Genomic DNA, 22,256 nt, shown 5'->3' with positions numbered 1-22,256 from the left:
GTAGACCACAGTGATTGAACTCTTCCCAGAAAATATTATCTCCGAATCCGTCGTCATCACAGTGTGGGTCGGTGTTGCGGTAGTTACCTTTTTTAATTTGCGCTTCGGCACAACGATGTCCGGGTTGGTTATTCCCGGCTATATTGTGCCGCTGATTATTGTTAAGCCCAGTATTGCAGTCGCTATTATGATCGAGGGCGTAGCAACGTATGTGTTGGTGCGCTTACTCGCGGACAAGGGCCCGCGCTGGCTTGGTTTGAGTGAAATGTTTGGCCGAGACCGGTTCTTTGTGCTGGTGCTCGGCAGTATTTTTGTACGGATACTATTCGATACCCTGATATTGCCCGAATTTGCCTTCCAGCTTGAAGCCATCGGCTTGCGCTATGATTTGCGGGATAACCTCCATAGCTTTGGTTTGATCATCGTTGCGCTTATTGCTAACCAGATGTGGAACGGTGGCGCGCGCCTAGGTCTCGCCTCGCTGTCTATTTATTTGCTCATTACCTGGTTTATTGTGCGCTATGTACTTATGGAGTTTACTAACTTCAATTTAAGTACTTTGGGCTATATGTACGAGGATATTGCTAGCTCCATTTTTGCCGCGCCCAAAGCATATATTATTCTACTGACTACGGCGTTTATCGCCTCGCGCATGAACCTCCGTTACGGTTGGGATTTTAACGGCATACTATTGCCTAGCTTGCTGGCATTGCAGTGGTTTACGCCGCTTAAACTTATCGCGACATTTGCTGAAACCTTGATGATTCTTGGTTTGGCGCACCTTGTACTGCAAATTCCATTTATTAAAAATCGAAATATTGAAGGCGCGCGCCAAATCCTCGTGTTTTTCACTATCGCCCTCGCTTATAAATGGCTATTAGGTTTTGTTGTACAAATTTACTATCCGGCCGCTAAAATATCGGACTACTACGCTTTTGGTTATTTATTGTCCAGTTTGTTGGCGGTTAAGATGTACCAGACTGGCAAGGTCGTGCTTGTTAGCCGTGCCACATTGCAGGTCTCGTTTCTTGGCGTCGCGGTGGCAACGGCGATTGGCTATGGCTTGAATCAATTGCCGAGTAGCAATCGATTTATCTCTGTCGATGTTGAGCCGCAGGCGATTCAGATCAGTAGTGAAAGCTTACAAAGCTATTTGGCGATTGCTCGTGCCGAGTTGTTTAGCTCGGAAAGCTCGCAATTAGTTCACTCGCCGTTGCTGTTAGAGCTTGAGCGTTTTCGTGAAAGCTTTGAAATGCTGAATGACTATTTGCAGGGTAGCGAGCAACATAGTTTAGAAAAAATAGCGGCGAATTTTAATATTTTGTCCTACCGCCTTGAGGTGCTAGACGAGGGCTATTTTGTGCTGCGGGATATGGAGCCGGAGCGTGGCTGGGGCCTATATGTGTTCCGAGCAAATAGCGTATCACCACTGGTTTTTGAGGTGCCAGCTGCGCTAGATGAAGTGCAGGCAGCAGACGCGGCGTCGGTACTCTTCGATAAAATGCATAGCCGAGCAATCGCCTTTGCAGGAACTCGGCGCAAAAAGGCCCTCGACGGTGGCGGCGATGTTCTGCGCAATGCCAATACGGTTTTTCAGGTTTTTCATCAAGTGTTTGGTCGCCAGCAAGTGGTGCAAATTCGAGGCTACGATATTGAGTCGGCTCGAAAGTTTGGCGGTATCAAGGTTAAACGCGGGTGGCTTGGGCGGCATGGTGACCAACCTTCGCTGTGGGTAGCAGGACAACTCCCCAAGGATTTAAATTTGCGGATGCTCAAATTATTGTCAAATGATTTGATTCTGCACTGGCAGTCTAGTGGCTTAGAAAACAGACAGCGCGAAACGGCGACACTGCAGTTTGCCGAGCTGTTTCTCGATCACAGCTCAGCACTGGCCGCATACAAATTGCTGGGCTTTGACGACAGTTTGGAGGTTATTAATGCCACCAAGCGAATCGATGGCTATTTGCAAGAATCGCTATACGAAAATAAAGGCATGATCGCTAAGCGCGGCACAGATGAGTATAAAAAACCTGAGCTACATGAATTATTGTTTTTTGACCAAGCGGTGCTTACGCCAATATATGGTCTGTTAAACGGTGTTCGCAATGACGGCTGGGATAAGGATGCAGACGCCATCGTTGCTAGGGTGTCGACCTTAGCGGAGCACTTTGGCTATCAGCTCATTCGCTATCATCATTTAAGTAGTGACGAAAACTACCTTATTTTAAGCGAGCGCGGAGAACCTTATCGCCATTGGGGCACGTATGTCTTCCGCGTAGGAGGCGGCAATAATTATTTGCTAGAAATTTCACGCCCTATTTATGAAGCGAACACCTTTGAATATGGCATCAGTTTATTTGAACAATTGCGGGCCCGTACCTTGCTGATAGCGGGAACTCATCCCGCTGCAAATAGCGACGGAAGCGCCGATATAAGCCTGCGTGAGCATAAGGAGAGCCTGTTTAACTTAGTCCATACGGTCTCACTCAGAGAGTCACCCGACCCAGCGCACGTGGTACAAATTAGAGCCTTTAGTCCTGGGAAGCGCGAATTTCCAACGGATGCCGATGTATTGGTGGCGCATTTGGGCGCCAGTCACGGTTATGGCGCAACGCCGTTGGAGCAGGGTTTGTTAGCGCAACTTCGGCAAAGTGGTTTGCGCTTTGCCGAAGTAAAAGGTGAGCGAGCGACGTTGGGATTTGAAGCCTCATGGAATGCGCAGTCGAGTTATATGCCGATGCTGGCGGATGCCACCTTTGACACAGTGTGGCTTGCGCCGCAGGTTCGGCGACAATTTCGCAATACCCGGGACAATTATCAATTACAGTGGAAGTTTGCCGCAGCGGGCATTGATGCCATTGAACTTGGACTCGCCGACTGGCTGAGAGCGACGCCTATGGCCCTGGCCGATGACTTATCGCCAAGGCTCCTTGCGTGGGTAAACGATTTTGTCGAGACGGAAAATATTAATAATTTATTTAATATAGGAGACCAACTCGGTAGGCAGCGGATTCAACGCTTGGTGGACCGCAATACTGGACAATCGTATTTACTGCTATTAAACCAAGCGGGTGAACCCATTTTACTCGCAAACTTGGCTCCATTAGGTGACTCAATATGGTACGTGCCAGCGACGACGTCGCTAAGTCAAAGTCGCGCTCAGGAATTTATTGATCTGCGGGTGCGATTACTCCAAGCGGGGCCAGGCTAATGCGTAATCTTGAGCGATATCTACTCGTGCTCATATTACTTATCGTCACCATTTTTTTTGCGCGCAGCTGTGGTCCGACATTGCAGCGTTTGACGGGTTATCAAACCGGGCTGCAAGTTGAGTTGGACTCGAGTACCGTATATTTGCTTAATGGGCAGACGTGGACCGAATACGACCTAGGTAGTGCGGTTAATGAATTGCGTTTTATTGCTCATGCCATACTGGCACCGGAGAAGCTGCTTCCCGATTTGGCGTTTCGCTATAATATTCGTTATCAGCTACTTGATGATGCCGGTGAGATAGTTGCCGATAAGATATATCACCTGGTTAGTAAGGCGGCGCCTTATATTCAAGATGAACATAGTGAGCTGGAATACAGTCGCTTCTATGCCCGCAATGAATTACGCCCGTCACTTGATCAGATTTTTTACCTAAGACTGGCCGATTATCCTAGTGCGAGAACGTTGCGAGTGCAGGCCGCGCCCTCGCCTGATGATGTCGAATTTATCGGCCTTCGTCTTGCCGTCCTCGAGTTAATTGACCCTGTAGATGCGGTGCAAACTTGGCGTCGAATGTTGCGTGAACAGCGGGATTTTATGTTGCGAAATCATATTTTTCCGCCCCACAGTGTATCCACGCCCGAGATCAGCAATTTATTGCAGCGCGAGTGGAAGCCTATTGGTCCGGCGGGGCTCGCGGGTAAAGACTACCAAGTTGACACCTTGTATATGGCAAAGCTCGAGGCCTTGGATCTCGACCAAGATGGTGACGTACTCGCCAGCCCCGGTGCCTATGCAGACCCTGAACATTGGGCGAGCGTGGTAATTGAACCCGAGAACCAGGGGCCGTGGCAATTGCAGTTTTACCCTGAAGCGAATGGCGATAATACGGTACGTTTGCGCTGGCAGTCGGCCTTGAATCGTGAAATTAAGGTATGGCGGGTTCAGGGGAATGAGTGGGTCGGAGACTTAGGTGCTGGCTTGTTGGAGATTGTGCCGTCGCAGGCAATGACGTTTGAAGCGGAGTTCCTCGCGACCGCTTACAAGCCCGAACGCAATTACTTAAGCAGCTACTTGGTGGAACCTGGTAAGGGCTTGCGTTTTCAATTTCGCATGCAAAATGGTGGCCGCCGTCAAGTGTTGCGCTTGGACTACCGGGTTTTGGCTGCGCAGTCTGGAGGGCCGCTAAGTGTAGATGTCAGATTGTACACCGCAGATGGCGCGCAAATTACCCGTCGCTCTCAGCAGCTCGATTTTGTGCCCGATCGCTACACCCAATTGAGCTCAGATCCGGCCGAGTCGCTCATCAGTGAGGTAAGCGCTCATTATATTCAGCTGCCCGCTGAAGCCGCCTATGTGATTGTCGCGGCGTCTGAACCTCTGCTAGTGAGTGCGTATTCGCGTCCAGAAGATTTGCCGTTAGCGCGCAATTTACCTCAGGATCGCAAACATTGGTTCGATCGTGAGCAACGCATGCCGCAGTGGTTTACGCTTTATCCAAATAATGAAGCGGCGTTATTGGCCGAAGGTCGAGTACAGGCACTAATATGGCATTTCCCAATTGAGGAAGTTGATGAATTTATTGCCAAGGATAATTTTCAGCGCTTTGACTTCTCCCCTCAGCTAATAACGCGCAACAGTGCAAAGGACGACGTTATTTATCCGCGTCCTTTGTTGTTCCTCGACCCGCAAACTGATTTGCCGCGCCGCGAAGCTATTATGAGCCGGTACTGCCCGTTGTCGCCGAGTGGGGATATTTTTACGCTGGCCGGTGCCTATCTTGAAAATATAATGGCGCCCCAATTGGCGTATTCCGGTCAGCGAGACAGACAAGCAGTGATGCTTCATTTGGACGGTGAGTCTCAAGGTCCGCGTTATCTCAGCAAAAGTGGTGTGTTTAGTTTGGGCGCTATGACCCTGGGCGAACATCACTTATCGCTGTCTGGCTACCGCGATGGTGCTGAGGTAAATGGGCAGTGGTGGCTAAATGCGCAGGCCAAGAACTCCGCCTGTAACTATGCTTGGCGAGACGTTTTCCCCTTGGCTCAGGGCCTAAGATATCAAATAGCGGCTGCTCACTTTAACGATAATCTCGCTATACAGTTTTACAGTGAACACCGTGGGGATGTCAGTTTACGGCTGCGGGTACGCGGCGAGAAAGTGGCCGGGGTGGCAAACGCGTATACTCTTCGCGATACCCTCTATCATATTAAGGGCGCCGCCCTGTCACCGGCCTATTTACTCGATGGCAGTGGCCGAAAGGTTTATGGTCCAGAGCGATTAAACTTTAATTTGGGGGATGATTTGGCTGGAGAAACCGTAAGCCTAGAGCTGACTTCTTCGCTACCCGGCGGCTTTATTGCCGTTGCGCAGTTAATACCGAGCGAGCGCGAGCGCAGCAAGGTCATTAGCAATTTGTATCAACAGGAACAGGAGTGAGCATGGGATTAATAAAGCCGGGCTTGCTATTCGGAATGATGTTTAGCATTAGTTTAATGGCGGCGGAGGGCTGTAGTGATATGGGCAAAAATACGACCTATAGCCAGCCGGATACGGAGACACTGTGGGGGGCAGAACAATTATTTTATACGGTACTACGCCAACCGTTGGCCGATAATTGGACTGAGAAACTGCCCGCGTCAGGTCTAGTGCGGTGTGATGACGCACCCATTTCTGAAATTGGTCTGGACGGTGCTAAACAGGGCTGGGGATATTACCGCATAGCAACGGCGTCGCTTTCTAAGTTAATTATACAGGCGCCACATCAATTTTATGACCGTGACACCGGTGAAATTGCCCGTCTGCTCTTTACCGAGCACGACTTTCTGGCGCTAGGCTTAAACAGTAGTAATCGTCACAGTGATTCCGATGTTGTCTCGGCAGATTTGGCTCATCTACCCCGTAGTCATTTCACTGCCATGGCGAGGGCGGCAGTATTGGCAAAGGCCAATATAGTATTGGTGCAAATTCATGGTTTTGCTAAAGCAAAACGTCAAGCCGCTAATCAAAGGGTCGATTTAATTGTGAGTAATGGCACCGCTCGTAGTACTTCGGCATTACATACGCTTAGTCAGTGTGCGCAGGCGCACACTGGGCTGACGGCTGCGGTATACCCAGACCATATTGATGAACTGGGCGCGACCACTAATAGCGTGGGTAAGGCAATGCGAGCGATGCACAGTCGCGGATTTTTGCATTTGGAATTGTCGCGAAATGCGCGTCAACTGTTACGTGATGACCGCAACGCCCGAGCCCAGCTCTATGAATGTTTGAGCTCTTATGCGCGTTAATGTGTGGTTTTTGCTAGCGCTACTAATGGTGCCGGTGGGTGCTATTGCTGACGTGGCACAAGATTATTATCAGCATCTTTATGGTGACTATTTGCACTGGACTGAGGTGGAGGCGTGGCGGGCTTCTGCACACCCACCTGAGGATCAGCGCAGTGCGAGCGATGGTGAGTGTCGTCTTGCGCCGAACACGTCAGTGCGAAGCGCTGACCCGACGTTTAAGGCCAGTGAGGCGCGCAACACCTTATTGGTCGCCACTGAAAATGCGCAGTGGCTACGTTTGCGCAATGGCGATCAGCCTATTCGTATTCGGGTAATGCGTAGCCAGGATGGTTTGTTGTTTGCTGAAAATGAAATTTTAGCGCTGGCCAAGCATCAACAGTATTTCATCGCGCTTAGCGGTAGCGCCTTTATACAACTCACTCAGCTGCCTCCTGAGATTGAGTCCTCAGGCCTAGAATTAACGCATGGCTGTTTAGATAATAGCCTGTCGGTGTGGCTGGGTAAGCCCGCGCCATTGCCTGACATTCTCCAGCGTCGGGAGGTTTATCTCGACGCCAGCGCAAAAGCGGTGTGGCTGCACAGCAGTAATGGCGAGCGGCAGCACTACCAGCTCAGCCCCGCGCAAGAATTGTTGCGTATTACTGTACCGGAACTGGAGTTTCCTCACCTGGAATTGCGTTTGCCGCTCCCGCTAGGGCGTGCCGCCGATCTCGATATTAAATGGCGTATAAAGGACGGTGAGTGGCAGACACAGACATTTACAGCGCGCTTGGATCACCGTCAAGCATGGCGTGGCAGTCACAAACAATGGCTGTTATTGAGTGAGCGTATTGAATTGGCGCTGCCAATTGATAAGGTTCAGGCTGCCGAGCTAGAGCTTGTTAGCAGCAGCGCCGTTTATTTGCGGGTTACCGGCGCCGCAAAAGATGATTTTGTGTTTAACCGCAAAAATGATCCTCGTCGTGTTGCGGCGTTAGCACTGCCCCAAACCCAGCAACGACTCGCCGAGGAGCTGCTTGCCCAAGCCGCAGATGATCGCGCTCACTGGAATCAATCGGCCGCGCGGATATTAAACGACGATGAGCTCTATCCCTCAGCTTGGACACGCTATTTTCGTGTCTTACCGCCGCAAGCCGCGGGTTTTGCCAGCCAACGGCGCTGGTTAGTACCTTATACGCAAAAGCCGAGTAAGCAGGGCTGGCTCGCTATGTTTTCCGGTATAAGCGAGCCGCCCTACTGGCATAGCGCCGCACTTAAACCCGCTGACCGCCAAGAGATATTTGCGCTACCGGCAGGGGGGCGAGCGCGCTTTAATTTGCCAAGGCCGACAACGAGCCGCAATTTACGGGTGTCGGTTGCACTTAATTCAGTGAGCCAAAAATTGCGTTATACCAGCGCGCAGCAAAACATACCGCTAAAGGTTCTCAGTACTGCTGATGTGAAGGTCGCGTGGTCGGAGGCCATGATGCAAAACGCCTTGGTCAATACGCGCCTTGCTGATGAGCATATTGCGATAGCGCGCTATCAGTGGCGGCTCAGCGCGGATGAAGAGCAATTTCAAATTGAAAATAAAGGCACAGAAACAGCGTATATCAGCGTGGAGTATGAGGTAGCTAAGCCCAAGCCGCTTAGCGAGCAAGCGTTTCTCGGTTTTTTGGACTCGGTGTCGACAACGGCAGTGCTTGATTGGTTGCGGACGGATGCAATAGCACCGAGTTTGCCCGCGCCTTTGGCTCGGGACTTACGGCCCCTGCGGACGGATTTACACCGCGCCCGCGACCAGTGGTTGGCCAGCACGGCAACGTCGCGGGAGCTCAATGCCGCCCGCAATCGCTTTTACCAGGAGCAAGCGCAGATGGCGGCGCAAGTAAGCGGGCCGAGTTTGAGCGAATTTATCGATGCCAATCGTAGAGTGAATTCAGAAAATAGTGCAGTTGCTATTGCGGCCTTAGCTGAGCGCAATAACATATTAATTGCGATGGCCGAGCACAGTTTGGCACAGTCCTTATTAAAATTTGATTTGCTCAACGGCGGCGATGCATTAAGTAAAGCCGCGAGTGAGATTTTACGACAAGGCTATAGTGACGCGGGCGATAGCGACGCCCTCGATATGTTGGCAATAGTGACGTTTCTGCAGCGCGGCGATGCGCGTTCCGCAAGCGTGGTTATCCATTATTTGTTTAAAAATGGCCAAAGTGGCAATGCCCTGAGACTCGGGCTAGCGTGGCAGCGAAGCCAGGCTGGTGAGGTAGAGGCAAGGGCTGAAAGCGAGGCGACTAATGCCTCAAATGTAAATAAGCAGCTCATTGCCGATGTGCTGCTTCGCGCCGCGGTGGAAGAGGGCTGGCAAGACACTTTCAACACTAAGCTTAACACTTTGTCGTCGGACGCGGTGGCGTATTGGCAGGTGTATGCATTAGTGAGTGAAGGGCAATTTACCGAAGCGCGTCAGCACGTTAAGGAACTCGCTGGGGCTGCGGCGGCGCAGTTGCGCGAACTGTTAAACGATAGTGAGCCGCAGCGCGCGCGCGCGCTGATGGCACTGCCCGAGCGCTCGCTCTGGACGCGCTGGCGGGAGATAGATAGCGCTCAGAACGGGCGCGCCTATTTACAGCGTGTTGATCGTATCGGCGAGGATGATCCCTACCATCGCTACCGTATAAGTGGGCTTGATTCACTGCGTTATTCCTTGCGGGGTGATCGTCACTTACGATTGGAAGTACGTGTGGTGCACGATAACGTAGAAGTGAGATTAGACCGCTGGTTACGTTTGCGTATTAATAAGCAATGGTATCGCTTGCCACTGCTTGGCAGCGTGGCCAGTACTACCCATGTTCTAGGACAACCCCCGCCGCCCAGTAGGGAGTACCCAGGACAACGGTATTTTGTGGATATTGAGTGGCATGGCGAGGGTGAACTCGAATTACTGAGTGACGACGGGGCGATATTGGCACAATTGCAGGAGTCTAATTTGGCAATAGCGGCGTTGCGCCAAAACGCCTTGGGCCTGCCGTGTCGTGACCAGCGGCAAGTTTATATTGACCACACCATAAGCCATGTTAATCGTGGTGAGACGTCGCCGGTATCCGCGCCGCATGCACTGCAGGTTAACGCTTTTTGTCGGCCGCAATTTAGCGAAGCGGGTAATGAAGGTGTAGACGTCACGGTTTGGCCGGCGATTACGGAATCGCAAATTGCTGAGGCTACGCAGTCGTTGGTGAGTCCATTCGCGACGAATTACCAAGCCGATGTAAAGCCGGCGGCGCAGCAATTGCAGATCAAATTGCTGGCCGCCATTTTTAACGTACGCCACGGCGGTGTTATATCTGAGGCGACCTTTGCGTCCTTACAGGCAGATGCCTATGCGCGGCGCGAGCATGAGGAGGTGGCAAATTTACTGGTTATGCTTAATGAGAGCAGTGAATGGCGCAAAGAAGAAACGATTTTAAGTATGGCTGGTAGTGTTAAGTTGGCGCGTAAGTGGCCTGGGGTATCCGAGTCAGCGGGACTGCGTCGCGTGGTAACAAACACCCCGCCAGAGCGCATGGAGTTGCGGGGCGGCGACAGTCTTGCCGTCTATATTGATGCCCCGCCAGATTCGCGGTTGCGGCTTAGCCTGCGCGCAGTGACACCGAGTTACCGCCGCGCCGTTCCCGCAAAATTAACACTGGGACTTGATGAGCAAACCCTCGCGCAACTAGTACTGGGAGAGCAAGATACTGTTCGCGAATTCCCCTTGCCAGAAGGTGAACACCGCGTGGTAATGGCCTTTGTGAACCCGCTGCGTCAACATCTTGCGAGCATTAAAATTGAATATTTACGTGCTGGCGAGTGGGTTAGCGTTGACCAGGAGCGTGAAACCCGCGTGTTGGCGGCCAGTGCTGCGGCACCGCTGCGAATGTATATTCACGATGCAAGTTGGCTGCGTATAGACCGCTTTAGTGACGACCGGGTCGAGCGCAAATACCTGTTCCATCCGGGTGGCGAGATCAATGTCGCCGCCGCATTTAAGCTTTCGGACGGTTTATTTCGGGTGCATTCCCGTCGCCAAGTAAATACGCGCACAGCGGCTGAGCCGCAATTGCCAGATTATCGGTTTTACCAGCCGACAATGACGGTGACACAAGACGCTGAAAGAGTGCAGGGTGACGTTAATGTTACTGGTTTGGGCATTGGCTTATTTGATGAGCTGCCACGATACACCAGTTGGGCTACACTTGGTGGCTACACCAAACACAGCAAACGCAGTGTTCTTGGCTTACAGGCCGACGCGGAGCAGCAGCGCGCAATGGAATTGGGCGTGCGCGTGCGTAAGAAACTGGACGATTGGGAGCATGCCTATTGGCGCAGTGATGTGTTTGAACGCCGCGTTGATAGCGGCAGTTCTTCTATCGGCAGTGAAAACTGGTTAGATATTTACCCCGGCGGCAGGCCGTGGACTGCGCACCTTAAAATGGATGCTTATTACCAGCAAAGTGATGTCAGTCAGTTAGATCAGGCGTGGTCTTTGAACGGTGATTTTACGCTGAAAATGCCTCGAAATTTTAATTATAAAACGCGCTTAACTCATGAGTTTAGCGTGTTCGCGCATGAGTTAAGTCTTGACCTAGCGGATATTCAGCGTGTTGATACTAGCACAATGGATTTTGATGTTTTTAATCGCTATCGCGACACCCATCGCGACGGTTGGCGCTATCAGCTGGGCCTAGACTATGCGCCTTATCGCGACGGACTATTACAAAGTGAATTGACGTTGACCGGGAATCAGCATAGCGATGATGACGTGGGTGATAGCGTAAGAGCGGGGGTGACATGGCAACAGTTATATGGTAATTGGAAAATAGACCTCGATTACAGTCTTAGTCAGTACCTCGCCGACAGCGATCGGCAAAATGCCTATTTGCAGCAAGCTGCGGGTGTAGCCCTTGAACGGGTCTGGTGGCAGCCGCGCTGGCGTTGGCATGCACGCGCGTATTTGCGGATTAATGATGGCACTGGCGGTCCCGAAGCCGGGTTCGAACTGAGCTTAGATGCTCACCATCGTCGCGGTTTGACGGATTACAGCCTACGAGAAGCCGTTTTTAGAGATTTGCGAGTGTTGCGCTATCGCTACCAGCGTGATGGCCTAGGTGTAATGGAATAGCGCAATGAAAAAGCAATTGAAGGTCATCGAACAACTGCTGTTAAGCCAATTATCGGCAATCGATAAGCCGATCTATAGCAAGCCGGTGACGGAACTCGCACGCGTATTCTTAAATCAGTTCGATGTAAAAGCCGATGTCTTAAATCTACCTGATTTACGACTGCGGATATTAGAATTATTGGTAAAGGAATTGGAGGCTGTAGAGCGCAATATCAATCAGCAAGAAAATTGGTATGCGGTTTTTCTCAAGGAGTACCAGTCTGCCACGTCGGAAGCAGATACACGTTATCATATTGCCTTGTACCTTAACAAACTTGGCTGCAGTCGCCGTCAGGTGCGGGGTGATTTACGGGCACTTTCGCGCTGGTTTGGCGTGGAGGCAATACGCGATCGTTACTTAAAACGTATATCAGAATTAGAGCAAAAGGCGGTAATGCTCTGTAATTTACTCGCCGGTTTGTTTGTTGAAAATGTCGGCAATAGTAACGGGGAGCTGATTCAAGCACATTGGCGCCGTCTAGATATTGAAGGGCATACCTTGGCCTATTGCACCCACCGTCGAAGCCGGCGCTTGGTGCAAGCAGCATTTGATTGCTTGTCAAAAAGTATGCGTACTCTGCCTGCGGAGAACTTACCGCTACAGGCAGATACCCTGAGTTATATATATCAAATTTGCCAAGATCAACGTCGCTCGGTATGGCTGCAATGCGAGGCATTAAACGTAATAGCCTTTGTTCAGCCTGAACACTTTGCCAGTGCGGTTACATTCCGGCTCCAGGATACCTTGAGCACGGATGCAATATTCTATCGCTATCGCGTGGTGTCGGTACTCTGTGAGCATTTTCAGCGCATTCCAGGAGCGCGCACCTTGCTTAGCGATATTCCAAATGATTCAAGCGGCTTTGTGCGCCAGGCACTGATTAACGGACTGTTGTCATTACCAAGTGATTTGGTCGCGGAATTGTTGCCCCGCTTTGCCGCCGATCACGACTCCGCTGTGCGGATGGAGTTGGTGCTTACGCTACCTCAGCTCGCCGGTAAAGTAAGCGCTAGGTATTTACTGTCTATTTTGCTTGAGCGTTTACAGGGCGAGGAAAGCGAACTGCTGCTTCGTGCATGGATCGAATACTGCCCGCAGTTATATCGGCAGCTACAAGAAGCCGCTGGTGACGATAGCAGTTATGACACGCTACGTGATGCACTGAGTGAACTCAATCAACATCACCCTCTCACAAGTATCCGGCGTTTTGCCGCCATTAGTCGCGAGGATTTGTGGGCAATTCACGGTGCGCCTTCGCTGTTAAGATATTTACAACATGGCGCCAGTTCGCTGGCTATGCACGACAGTGTACGACTAAAAATTCCTGCAGGTAGTGACCGCGAGGAATTGGGGCGGGCACTGGCACTAATTGGTCGTAAACGCCATGGTTTGGATGCCCGCGTGTCTAAAAATTCAGTGCTGTTAACAGCGGGCTATGAAGAAAAATTGCGTTTCTGGCGGGTCATTCATGAAACTCGCCACCCCGCGACAGATAAGCGTCAAAACTACCCTCACTGGCGCGGTAAGGTCTTTAGCGGTATCGATTACGCACCCCCTGAAGGCCTCTGTGAAATGAGCCCAACGACTGTGCCGGGCGAGCCACTTTACATCGACGACGAGGGTGGTTGGCGACCGTGGTTGCCACTGCCCGATCAGCTGATTTCGGCGCTGGATAGCAGCTGGCCAACGAAGACGCTTTGTATTTACACCGCGGAGGGAATTACTGAGCTGGTGCCGCCTGATAGCGTGTGGCAACGCACTCGGGCGAAACTCATGCTGAGTTGGAAATTTGCGCACTACGCGGCATTGCGCAATGCCCAAAATCAACAAGATCCTCGCCGCTATCTAGAGGCCGTGACTGCACTTGGCTTTACCGTGCGGATAAAAGCATATAGTGAGTGGCCGCGCCAGTCTGCGCCAGTCGATTCCCGGATTAAGCGCTTCTTCCCCGCCTTTATTCCTGTGCCGGTGGCGTTAGATGAATATTTACTTTCTGCGCAGCAGTATTTGTATTCGGTCTATCATAATACGCTAAGTCAGTTGGCCTTGTTTTGCTTTGTGTTTGCCGCAGGATTTTTCTCCAGGCACTTAGCCATGGGGGGCTTAATGCGTCGCGCGCGGCAGCGTTTGCCGTTGGTGATTGGTGGTTGGGGGTCGCGGGGGAAATCGGGTACCGAGCGCTTAAAGGCCGCCTTGGTAAACGGTTTGGGATACTCCGTTGTTTCCAAAACTACCGGCTGCGAGGCGATGTTTTTATATGCGCCGGCGAATGCGCCAATGAAAGAGTTATTTTTATTTCGGCCCTATGATAAAGCCACAATTTGGGAGCAGGTTAACCTGGTGCGAATGGCCGCCAAGTTGGGCGCTAATACCTTTCTCTGGGAGTGTATGGGCTTAACCCCTCGCTACATTGAAATACTGCAGCAGCAGTGGATGCGCGATGATATTTCCACGGTGACCAACTGCTACCCTGACCACGAAGATTTGCAGGGGCCGTCGGGCATTGAAATACCCAAGGTAATGCAAAAATTTGTGCCGCGTAATGCGGTCATGCTGACGACCGAAGTCAGTATGTTGCCCCTGCTTGAAGACGCCGCCAAGGCAAAAAATACGGAAATACACTATATCGATTATCGGCAAGCGGCGCGTATTCCCAAGGACATACTCACGCGCTTTCCCTATGAAGAACACCCCAATAATATTGCCCTTGTGGCAACGATGGCCGAAACGTTAGGGGTTTCTCGGGATTTTTCGTACAAAGAAATGGCCGACAATATGGTGCCAGATATTGGTGTGCTCAAAGTGTTTCCTCCAGCGCAAGTGCGAGGGCGGCACTTGAGTTTTATTAATGGTATGTCGGCCAATGAACGCCTGGCATCGTTAAGTAATTGGCGCAGACTCAGTTTTGATAAACACAGTCTGGCGGTTGATCCTCAAATTTGGGTGAGCACCTTAATTAATAATCGCGCTGATCGTGTATCGCGGTCAAAGGTGTTTGCTGCACTTATTGCAGAGGAGCTTAGCGCTGATCGACATATTTTGATTGGCGATAATTTAGATGGTCTGCAAAACTATTTGCACAGCGCGTGGCTGGCGTATATTGAGCAAACAATGCAGGCGGTGGACCTTGTTACAGCCGGTGCCCGCTTAGTCTCGATTGCGAAGCGCCTAAGAGTGCCGCAATGTTTTGTTGAAGTGCAGGGGCGGCTAGTTGCAATGCTAGAGGGGCTAGGCTTAACGGAGCTTGCCGCTAGAGCTAACGATCTAGGTGACTGCGCGGCGCTTCGCGGCTTATTAACTGCCAGTCACTTTGACTATAGCGCTGAAGTCAGACAGCAGTTTGAATACGATGCTAGACGCTTGGAAGAATTTGTGAGCTGTGCTCAAAGTCACGATATAAGTAGTATTAGCCGGCAACTTGGCGATTGGTTTGTAGAGAGCATTGTTGTTTTAGAAGATTTTCATGCCGACGGTAATGACGTTGTTAATAAGATTATCGACAATACTCCACCGGGTTTGTCTAATCGCTTAATGGGTATGCAAAATATTAAAGGCACGGGCTTGGATTTTGTATACAAATGTCAGGCCTGGGATAAATATTATGCCCTAGGCGAAATGATACGAAGCGGGGTATTAGAGAATGCGCTGCCAGCCCTGCGGAATTTGGCTGGTGCGACGCATTATGATGTGCTCGAACAGGAGTATTTGACCGCTTTACTGCAAGATGCTGACAGTCGCCCTGAGCTGAAAAATGAAGAGAGCCAGGTAGAGTTGCAACGTGCGAAACGCGTTTTGAAAGAGAGCCTTCCCGCCGCACGCGGCGAGGAGGGTGATGGCGATTCGGATCGTCGCCACCCGCTATTGCTTTGGTTGATTGATATAGTCGAGTCAGTGCTCGACGCTGGTGAAGCGATTAAACGGCGCAAAAAAGCAGATTTAATTTACCGTGAACTCATTAATGAACGCATTAGTTATGAACGCGCTGCAGTAGAATTACGCAAACTCACGCGTGATCAAAAGGGCGGGTGGTTGCGCGGTAATGATTAAACCGGGGCGCGGGCTGAAGAATAAAATACATAGACGTCATGTGCTTAAAATAGGTGTAATTATGAATTAAACAGATGGTTGCGGGGCTGGTAGGCACTGAGTGCGTGAGCTTATTTGTGTGAGACGGACCGCAAATAAAGATAAAGTTCTCCCTACATTATAATTTACATGGTTTTATGGCGCTTCATAGAGCACGGCAGGTGAGGGAGTATGAAATATGTAATAGCGCTATTGGTCGTGTTAACGAATGCCACGGGGGTATTTGCCGGTGGTTATGATGATAGTGTTAACTGGCCACTTTGTGGTCGTATCAGTGAATCACCACCGGTAAATTGGCAGGCGACAGCCGGTTGCCCAGTCGATCGCCAAGGCAGTGCTGGGTACAGTGATTATCCGTTGTCCTCAACCTTTGGCCCTAGGCAAAAGGCCTCTGCTGGCTATCGTTATGATTACCATCGCGGCATTGATATTCCTACTGCAATAAATACGCCGGTCTTTGCCGTTAGCGCTGGTAAGGTGCTGATTGCCGGAGAGCACAGTGCGTATTCCGATCCCTTGGTGCAAATCGAACACCGGCGCCCAGGTGCCAGTAGCTGTCGTGCCGGCGGTGGCTGTTACTATAGTAATTACATGCACTTGGCTTCTTGGGTTGTCGCCAGCGAGGCCCAGGTGAATAAGGGCGATTTAATTGGGTATACCGGTGTCAGTGCCTCTGGTTTTTCGCACCTGCATTTTGAAGTTCGTGACGCTAATCCAGCTGATTTGTACTCGCGTTGGCAGCGCGATGCGGTACATCCCTTGCGGGTATTGCCCTATAACCGTAGTCAATCCAATCCAATAACGGTCGCCTTCAGCGAAGTGCAATCGCTAGGAGGCAATGCGATGCAAGTGAGTCTGCGGATTGAGCAAGCGGCCGCGAGCCAGCGTCTGGATTTGGTGAAAGTAAGTGTGCGCGCCTACCGGTGGCGTGCCAATGCGGGAGAGTATCAAGAGGTGATACAGCCCGGTAATAGCCCTGATGATAGTGGCTTCTATGCTCATCCGACGTTTCTAGACTTTGAACAGAATAATTTTGATTATTCTCACAAAGACTCGGTAAGTTATTCGTGGGCGTCGTTTGCTAACTGCCCCTATGCCGAGGATCATCCTGTCGCGTACTTGGCAAATATTCATTTAGATGCTCATGACCCTGCAGACCCGAGTATTGGGTATTTTAATGGCCAATACATCGCGCCAGATCAATTCAATGCCTATAGTAGCGTGTATGGCCTGACGCTGAGCTTTGCGCCGGTATTGAGTGATGACCAAGGGCCCTCATTGACATGTTTAGTGGCTGAGGCGACCGATGTTGCAGGACAACAAGTGTTTGCCGAATGGGGCGACTGTGCGCGCGAGGCCGGATTCGAAGCAGCTGCGTTGGTCGAAGCGCCCAGCGCAGCTATTCACAATAAAGTGCGCTAAGGCTGATGTTGCAGTTCTTTTTAAAAGGCGTTTTCACGACCGTGATAGCGCCCTTTTTTCCTGCGCACGCCACGAGGCCATTAAGGCATACATGCTGTACTATGTCTGAACGCAATAACTGCGGCTTTATTAACGCGGCCATCAGTACTTCAACAGCGGTATGGGGATACCAAACATGAGTTATTCACGGCTAATCTGTGGTGCGGGTAAGCCCCTGCTTAGTCTTGCTCTTATTCATGGCTTGCTCGCCTGCGGTGCCGGTGGGCCTGGCGGCGTTAATCTGAACACGCAGTATTCGAGCGCTGAGCGAGATTATCGCACTAACTATGGAGGTACGCCGATTAGTGTCAGTGGGCGGGTGGTGAATCTCGCGGGTGAGCCGGTCGCAATGGCGCAGCTAAGCTTTGTTAATGGCGGCGGAATTACAAGTGTAAGTGATGGAGATGGCCACTTTAGTTTAACCAACTTGGAGCGCCGCAATCGTTTGTTGCGAATTGATGCGGCCCGCTACCGCAGTGAATTTGCCGTGGTAAATTTACTGGCTCCGCTCGTCGAGTCGTCCCGTGAGATGGGCGACGTGATATTAACCGATGATCGCGACCAGCAGCTGCGCTTCGTGTTTGGTGGTGATGTCGCGTTTGGCCGTCGTTATCTAGATCCTTTAGAAAGTACGGCGCGCAATGAAGTGCCAAAGGATCAGCCGGGCGCGCTTATTCTCAGTAGTAGCCCTCAGTCGGGCACACAGTCTGTTTTGCAGTGGATACGCCCCTATTATGTAGACGCTGACTGGGGGGTGATTAACTTTGAAACGCCTTGCACTCACCGCCCCGACACACCGCATCCCACCAAAGAGTTTGTTTTTTTTACCCTGCCCGAAAGTTTGCCAGCCTTGACGTGGGCGGGAATCGATTATGTGTCGCTAGGCAATAACCATCTGTTTGATTATCAGGAGCAGGGTGCGTTAGATACGCTCGAAAATCTTGATGCCATTGGTATCGCGCACAGCGGCGCAGGGGCGAATTCAGCGGAGGCCATGGCAGTGAGTCGTCACCTGCTGAAGGGAAATAATTATTCATTTTTTTCTGGCACATCAATTACTGGAAATGAACACCCCGTTAGCTATGTCGCGACTGAGGTCAAAGGTGGGGCGGCAGATTTGAGTCGTCAAGACGATATTGCGACCGTTTTGAATGCGGAAAGGGGTGCTGGCGTTGTGAATTTCGCCCAGTTGCATGGTGGTGTTGAATACGCATTTACGCCGAGTACTTTTATGCTTTCGTCAATGAATCATGTGTTGGCCAATGGCGCGCAAATGGTCATTGCGCACCACCCCCATGTCGCCCAAGGGGTGGGCTTGATTCAAAATAAAATTGCAGTGTTGGGCCTAGGTAATTTGGCCTTTGACCAAGACCGCCAGGAAACACTGCTGGGCCTAATTGCTCGGGTTGATATGGTTGGCGAAGACACTCAGCAGTTGCGCATGTTGCCGGTGTATCTTGAAGACTACCGACCACGTTTAATTAGCGGAAATTTAGCCAATAAATTTCTGCGTAGAATTGGCGAACTGTCAACGATGGGCTTGCTGGTGTACCCCTACCAAGGCCAAGGCTGGGTAGCGTTAACCCCGGAAGATGCCGTAGCGGTGGACAGTACTGTGCAAATTACAATCGCAATTCCAGAGACCGGCAGTGCGGTCGTTGATTTGCGGGACTTGGCGTTGAGTGCTGACTCATTGTTTATGGTCACGGCTGACACCGGTATTAGTGTGCAGCTTGGGCGAGACCAAATGTTATACGGTGATTTTGAAGATTGGGACGGGGACGAAGATGTGCAGGAGGCGGCGCGCTGGAATCTGGAGTCTGAATCGCGCTACGTTTGTCAGTCCCATGCCTACCGCGGCAATGCGGCACTGTGCTTAACCCGTGGGGTTGAACACAGCGGCGCGACAATAGCGGCGTACCGCAATCGAATTCGGGTGGTGGGCGACGAGCTAGATGCGCCCAATAAAGACGTGAGCTTATACGGCTATGTTAAAGCTGTTAATGCGGGGGAGATTAGTGTCGACGCTGAATACTACGCAAGTTTTGGCGAACTCACCTTTGGTGGCGAACAGCTGTATTCCCATTCAGGTGGCAGCTTTGACTGGCAGGCCTTCAACGTGCAATTGAATATGCCGGCGGAAATTGCGAAAGCGGGCGCAGCAAAGCAGGGTGAGTTTAATGCGCGCGCAGTACGTGTATTCCTTAAGCAAGCACCGCCGAATCGTGGCGAAGGCTTGGCCGTGTTTGACGATGTTGCGGTCGTCAATTGGGAGGCTAAGCCTGCGCTCGGCAGTTTAATTGCTACGCCAAACCCATTCGAGTTTATTCGGCTTACCGGCAGTCCGGGGCAAGTGACGCTAAGCCTTAGTTTTCGACGCCATCAACCGGCTGGCCTGTAATGCAGCAACGTCCAGAGTGTGATGTTGTAGCATTGCATAGTGTTTACCGTGCCGATAGTGGCTATGGTATTATTGTTCGCTGCAAAACTCGGCACTTGTTAGCATGTGCTTGCGGCCCTGAATTCAGGCGCGTTTGATATTGACGCCAAAGACGCCGCGCCATACAGAGTCTAAGTTGTTGATTCATCAATCATCGCTTAGAACCCCTTCGATTCTACGAGACAGGACTCAACCATGACATTTATCTATTCAGCCAAACGAACCGCTCTCGGGGGCTTAAACGGCCAGTTTGTGAAGGCTAGCGCGCCGGAGTTAGGGGCAGCTGCAATTAAAGCCGCGTGTGAAGGCTTTGATGTTGCCGAGCGCATTGATGAAGTGCTGATGGGGAATGTGATATCTGCCGGTATTGGTCAGGCGCCTGCGCGGCAAGCAGCGCTAAAAGCCGGTTTGAGCGAGGTGACGCCCTGTGTAACGGTCAGTAAAGTCTGTGGCTCAGGTATGCAGTCTATTATGAGCGGCATGGATCAAATCAACGCGGGTAGCAGCAAACTGGTGATTGCCGGCGGTATGGAGAACATGAGCTTGGCGCCGTATCTTTTGGATCGCGCCCGCCAGGGTTATCGCATAGGTCATGGCCAGCTGCGTGATGCTATGTTTGTCGACGGCCTTGAGGATGCCTATTCCGGTAAGTTAATGGGTTTGGTGGCTGAGCAAGTTGCAGCAGAGCATCAGTTTACCCGCAACGAACTCGATGACTATGCGCTAATGTCGCTAGAGCGCGCGCTGGCAGCACAAAAGTCGGGTGCATTCGCAAACGAGATTGCCGTTCACGATGGCCACAGTGATGATGAGCAACCGGGCAATGCGCGACCCGAAAAGATTCGTCAATTGCGCCCCGCGTTCTCCAAAGAGGGGATCATAACGGCTGCCAATGCCAGCTCCATTTCCGACGGTGCCGCGGCCTTATTAATTGGTAGCGGCCTAGACGCTGAGCCCTTGGCCAAAATTCTGGCATATGCTCGTCATGCCGGTGCGCCTGAGCAATTTCCTCTTGCGCCGGTGTACGCGGTTGAAAAATTGCTGAAAGGTCTTGGCTGGGGTGCGGGCGATGTCGATTTGTTCGAAATAAACGAAGCCTTTGCCATGGTTGCTTTGCTACCCCATAAGCTCTTAGGTATTCCGCTAGAAAAAATTAATGTGAATGGCGGCGCGTGTTCGTTAGGGCATCCGCTGGGCTGCTCTGGCGCGCGCATTGTGGTGACCTTGATTCACGCCTTGCGTAATCGCGGTTTGAAACGTGGCATTGCCAGTCTTTGCATTGGCGGCGGCGAAGCCACCGCTGTGGCAATTGAGCTAGTTTAAGTCCAATTGAGTCGCTCCGTTTGGGGCGGCTCGTTTTACTCGTCCCTCCCTTGTTCTTTTATTTTCATTTACACTGCCTGCGAAAAGTCTGTTTGCGGCTATTAAACCCGTGTAAAAAATATGAGCCGCGCCTAAGCTTGCGGGGTAGTTTATCATCCCTGCCTTTAGCTCACTCCAAAGAGTCAACGCTTCCAGAAAAATTCAACCAGCACCACGAATTCGGGTACTTTACCTTGCATCTCCATAGAAGGCTTGGGCTAGGGTTGTGCACTGGCTGCGCTGGCCGGTTTCTCCCCTCCGGGTGGAGTGATCTCTGCTTTTTCTTGTCGAAACTTATGTGGCGCTTGCATGTTGGACTTTGGTTTCGGTTTCACCGCCACTTCCGGTTTAACCGCAGGCGGCGCCGGAGGAATTTCCGGTTCCTGTTGTGGCCCGGACTCGGGTAGAAGTGCACTTCCGTCTGCTCAGGACCGAGTGGCATATCCGGTTGTGATCACTGGCGCCGTAAATTCAATCTCTTTGCGATGGTTGTCTTCACTATCGACGACTATTTTCAGCATAAGCTGTCGGTGTTTTTATCATAAAATGAAAAATTAAAACTATTTAAAAAAAATTGGTTAAGCCAGGTATTGTAGGTGTGAGTGTCGCTCTTACAATCCTGAGTACACAGCGGTAATATTGAGTCAGCTAGGTAGCCAAATGGAGGCGAATATGAGTACCCCGTCCAGTAAGAGATCAGCTTCAATTGACCATCCTAAGCTAATGAAGAGAGCGCTCGAGTTGGATAAAGACTTTGATGTTTCGCCATATCCACATTTTGCGAAGATAGTGGAGGAAGACGAAGTGCAAGACGCGTAATAGTGATCGTGCAGTTAGTTTCGCGGTAAAGCAGCTACCCCTAATTTGGGTACGCCGGAAGGCTCTTCATCATTAACGGGGGACACCGGCATTCATTAAACTGAATTTGCGAAGAAACAGTTTGATGGAGAATACCGATGTCCCACGCAGGAAGAATTATAGGCATACCTGACCTTGAGATTGAACGGGTAGTTCGCAGGAAAGGGATCGAAGTCTGGGCAAAGCCTGTGCACAGGCCGCCTTGTAAACATTGTCAGGGCAATGGCCTGAGGATTAAGGCCACGCATCTCAGGACGGTAAAGCACACCCGCCAAGGGAATCAAGTGATGACCTTGCACCTGCGGGTACCCAAGTACCATTGTCAGGAGTGTAAACGTTATTTCCGTCATTCTTTCACGGGTATTC

General features: G+C 51.2%; 9 protein-coding genes. 8 read left to right on the top strand and 1 reads right to left on the bottom strand.

Features of this window, described 5'->3' with window-relative positions; translation table 11 throughout:
* The first annotated feature begins 10 nt into the window (after window positions 1–10).
* The 8 genes from ABYP33_RS07855 (at window position 11) to ABYP33_RS07820 (ending at window position 20,993) form a co-directional block, all read left to right on the top strand.
* Entirely contained in the window at window positions 11–3,211 is a 3,201-nt protein-coding gene (locus ABYP33_RS07855; RefSeq protein ID WP_373090188.1) for a poly-gamma-glutamate biosynthesis protein PgsC/CapC, read from the top strand.
* Window positions 3,211–5,649 (top strand): hypothetical protein, encoded by a 2,439-nt coding sequence (locus tag ABYP33_RS07850; RefSeq protein ID WP_373090186.1) that lies wholly within the window; start codon window positions 3,211–3,213, stop codon window positions 5,647–5,649. Before ABYP33_RS07855 ends, ABYP33_RS07850 begins: the two co-directional genes overlap by 1 nt.
* A gap of 2 nt (window positions 5,650–5,651) precedes the next feature.
* On the top strand, window positions 5,652–6,500 hold the full coding sequence (locus ABYP33_RS07845) for a hypothetical protein (RefSeq protein ID WP_373090184.1): 849 nt from the start codon (window positions 5,652–5,654) through the stop codon (window positions 6,498–6,500).
* Window positions 6,490–11,643: a hypothetical protein gene (locus ABYP33_RS07840; RefSeq protein WP_373090182.1), complete on the top strand. Its 5,154-nt coding sequence runs from the start codon at window positions 6,490–6,492 to the stop codon at window positions 11,641–11,643. The genes ABYP33_RS07845 and ABYP33_RS07840 overlap by 11 nt, the downstream gene beginning before the upstream one ends.
* Window positions 11,644–11,647: 4 nt before the next feature.
* Window positions 11,648–15,730 carry a hypothetical protein gene (locus tag ABYP33_RS07835; RefSeq protein WP_373090179.1) on the top strand — a complete coding sequence of 1,361 codons (4,083 nt, stop codon included), beginning with the start codon at window positions 11,648–11,650 and terminating at the stop codon, window positions 15,728–15,730.
* A gap of 210 nt (window positions 15,731–15,940) precedes the next feature.
* A complete protein-coding gene (locus ABYP33_RS07830; protein ID WP_373090177.1) occupies window positions 15,941–17,191 on the top strand; it encodes a M23 family metallopeptidase in 1,251 nt (416 codons plus the stop codon).
* 175 nt (window positions 17,192–17,366) lie between these two features.
* A complete protein-coding gene (locus ABYP33_RS07825) occupies window positions 17,367–19,631 on the top strand; it encodes a CapA family protein (RefSeq protein WP_373090175.1) in 2,265 nt (754 codons plus the stop codon).
* Between the two features lie 234 nt (window positions 19,632–19,865).
* On the top strand, window positions 19,866–20,993 hold the full coding sequence (locus ABYP33_RS07820; protein ID WP_373090173.1) for an acetyl-CoA C-acyltransferase: 1,128 nt from the start codon (window positions 19,866–19,868) through the stop codon (window positions 20,991–20,993).
* A 953-nt stretch (window positions 20,994–21,946) separates the two neighbouring features.
* Here ABYP33_RS07820 and ABYP33_RS07815 read toward each other — a convergent pair.
* Window positions 21,947–22,256 (bottom strand): hypothetical protein (locus ABYP33_RS07815; protein ID WP_373090171.1); only part of this gene is annotated, 310 nt, incomplete at its 5' end.

This window comes from Zhongshania sp. (assembly GCF_041584495.1).
Lineage (GTDB): Bacteria > Pseudomonadota > Gammaproteobacteria > Pseudomonadales > Spongiibacteraceae > Spongiibacter.
The sequence above is the reverse complement of the archived record's forward strand: the minus strand, read 5'-3'. Positions and strand labels throughout refer to the sequence as shown.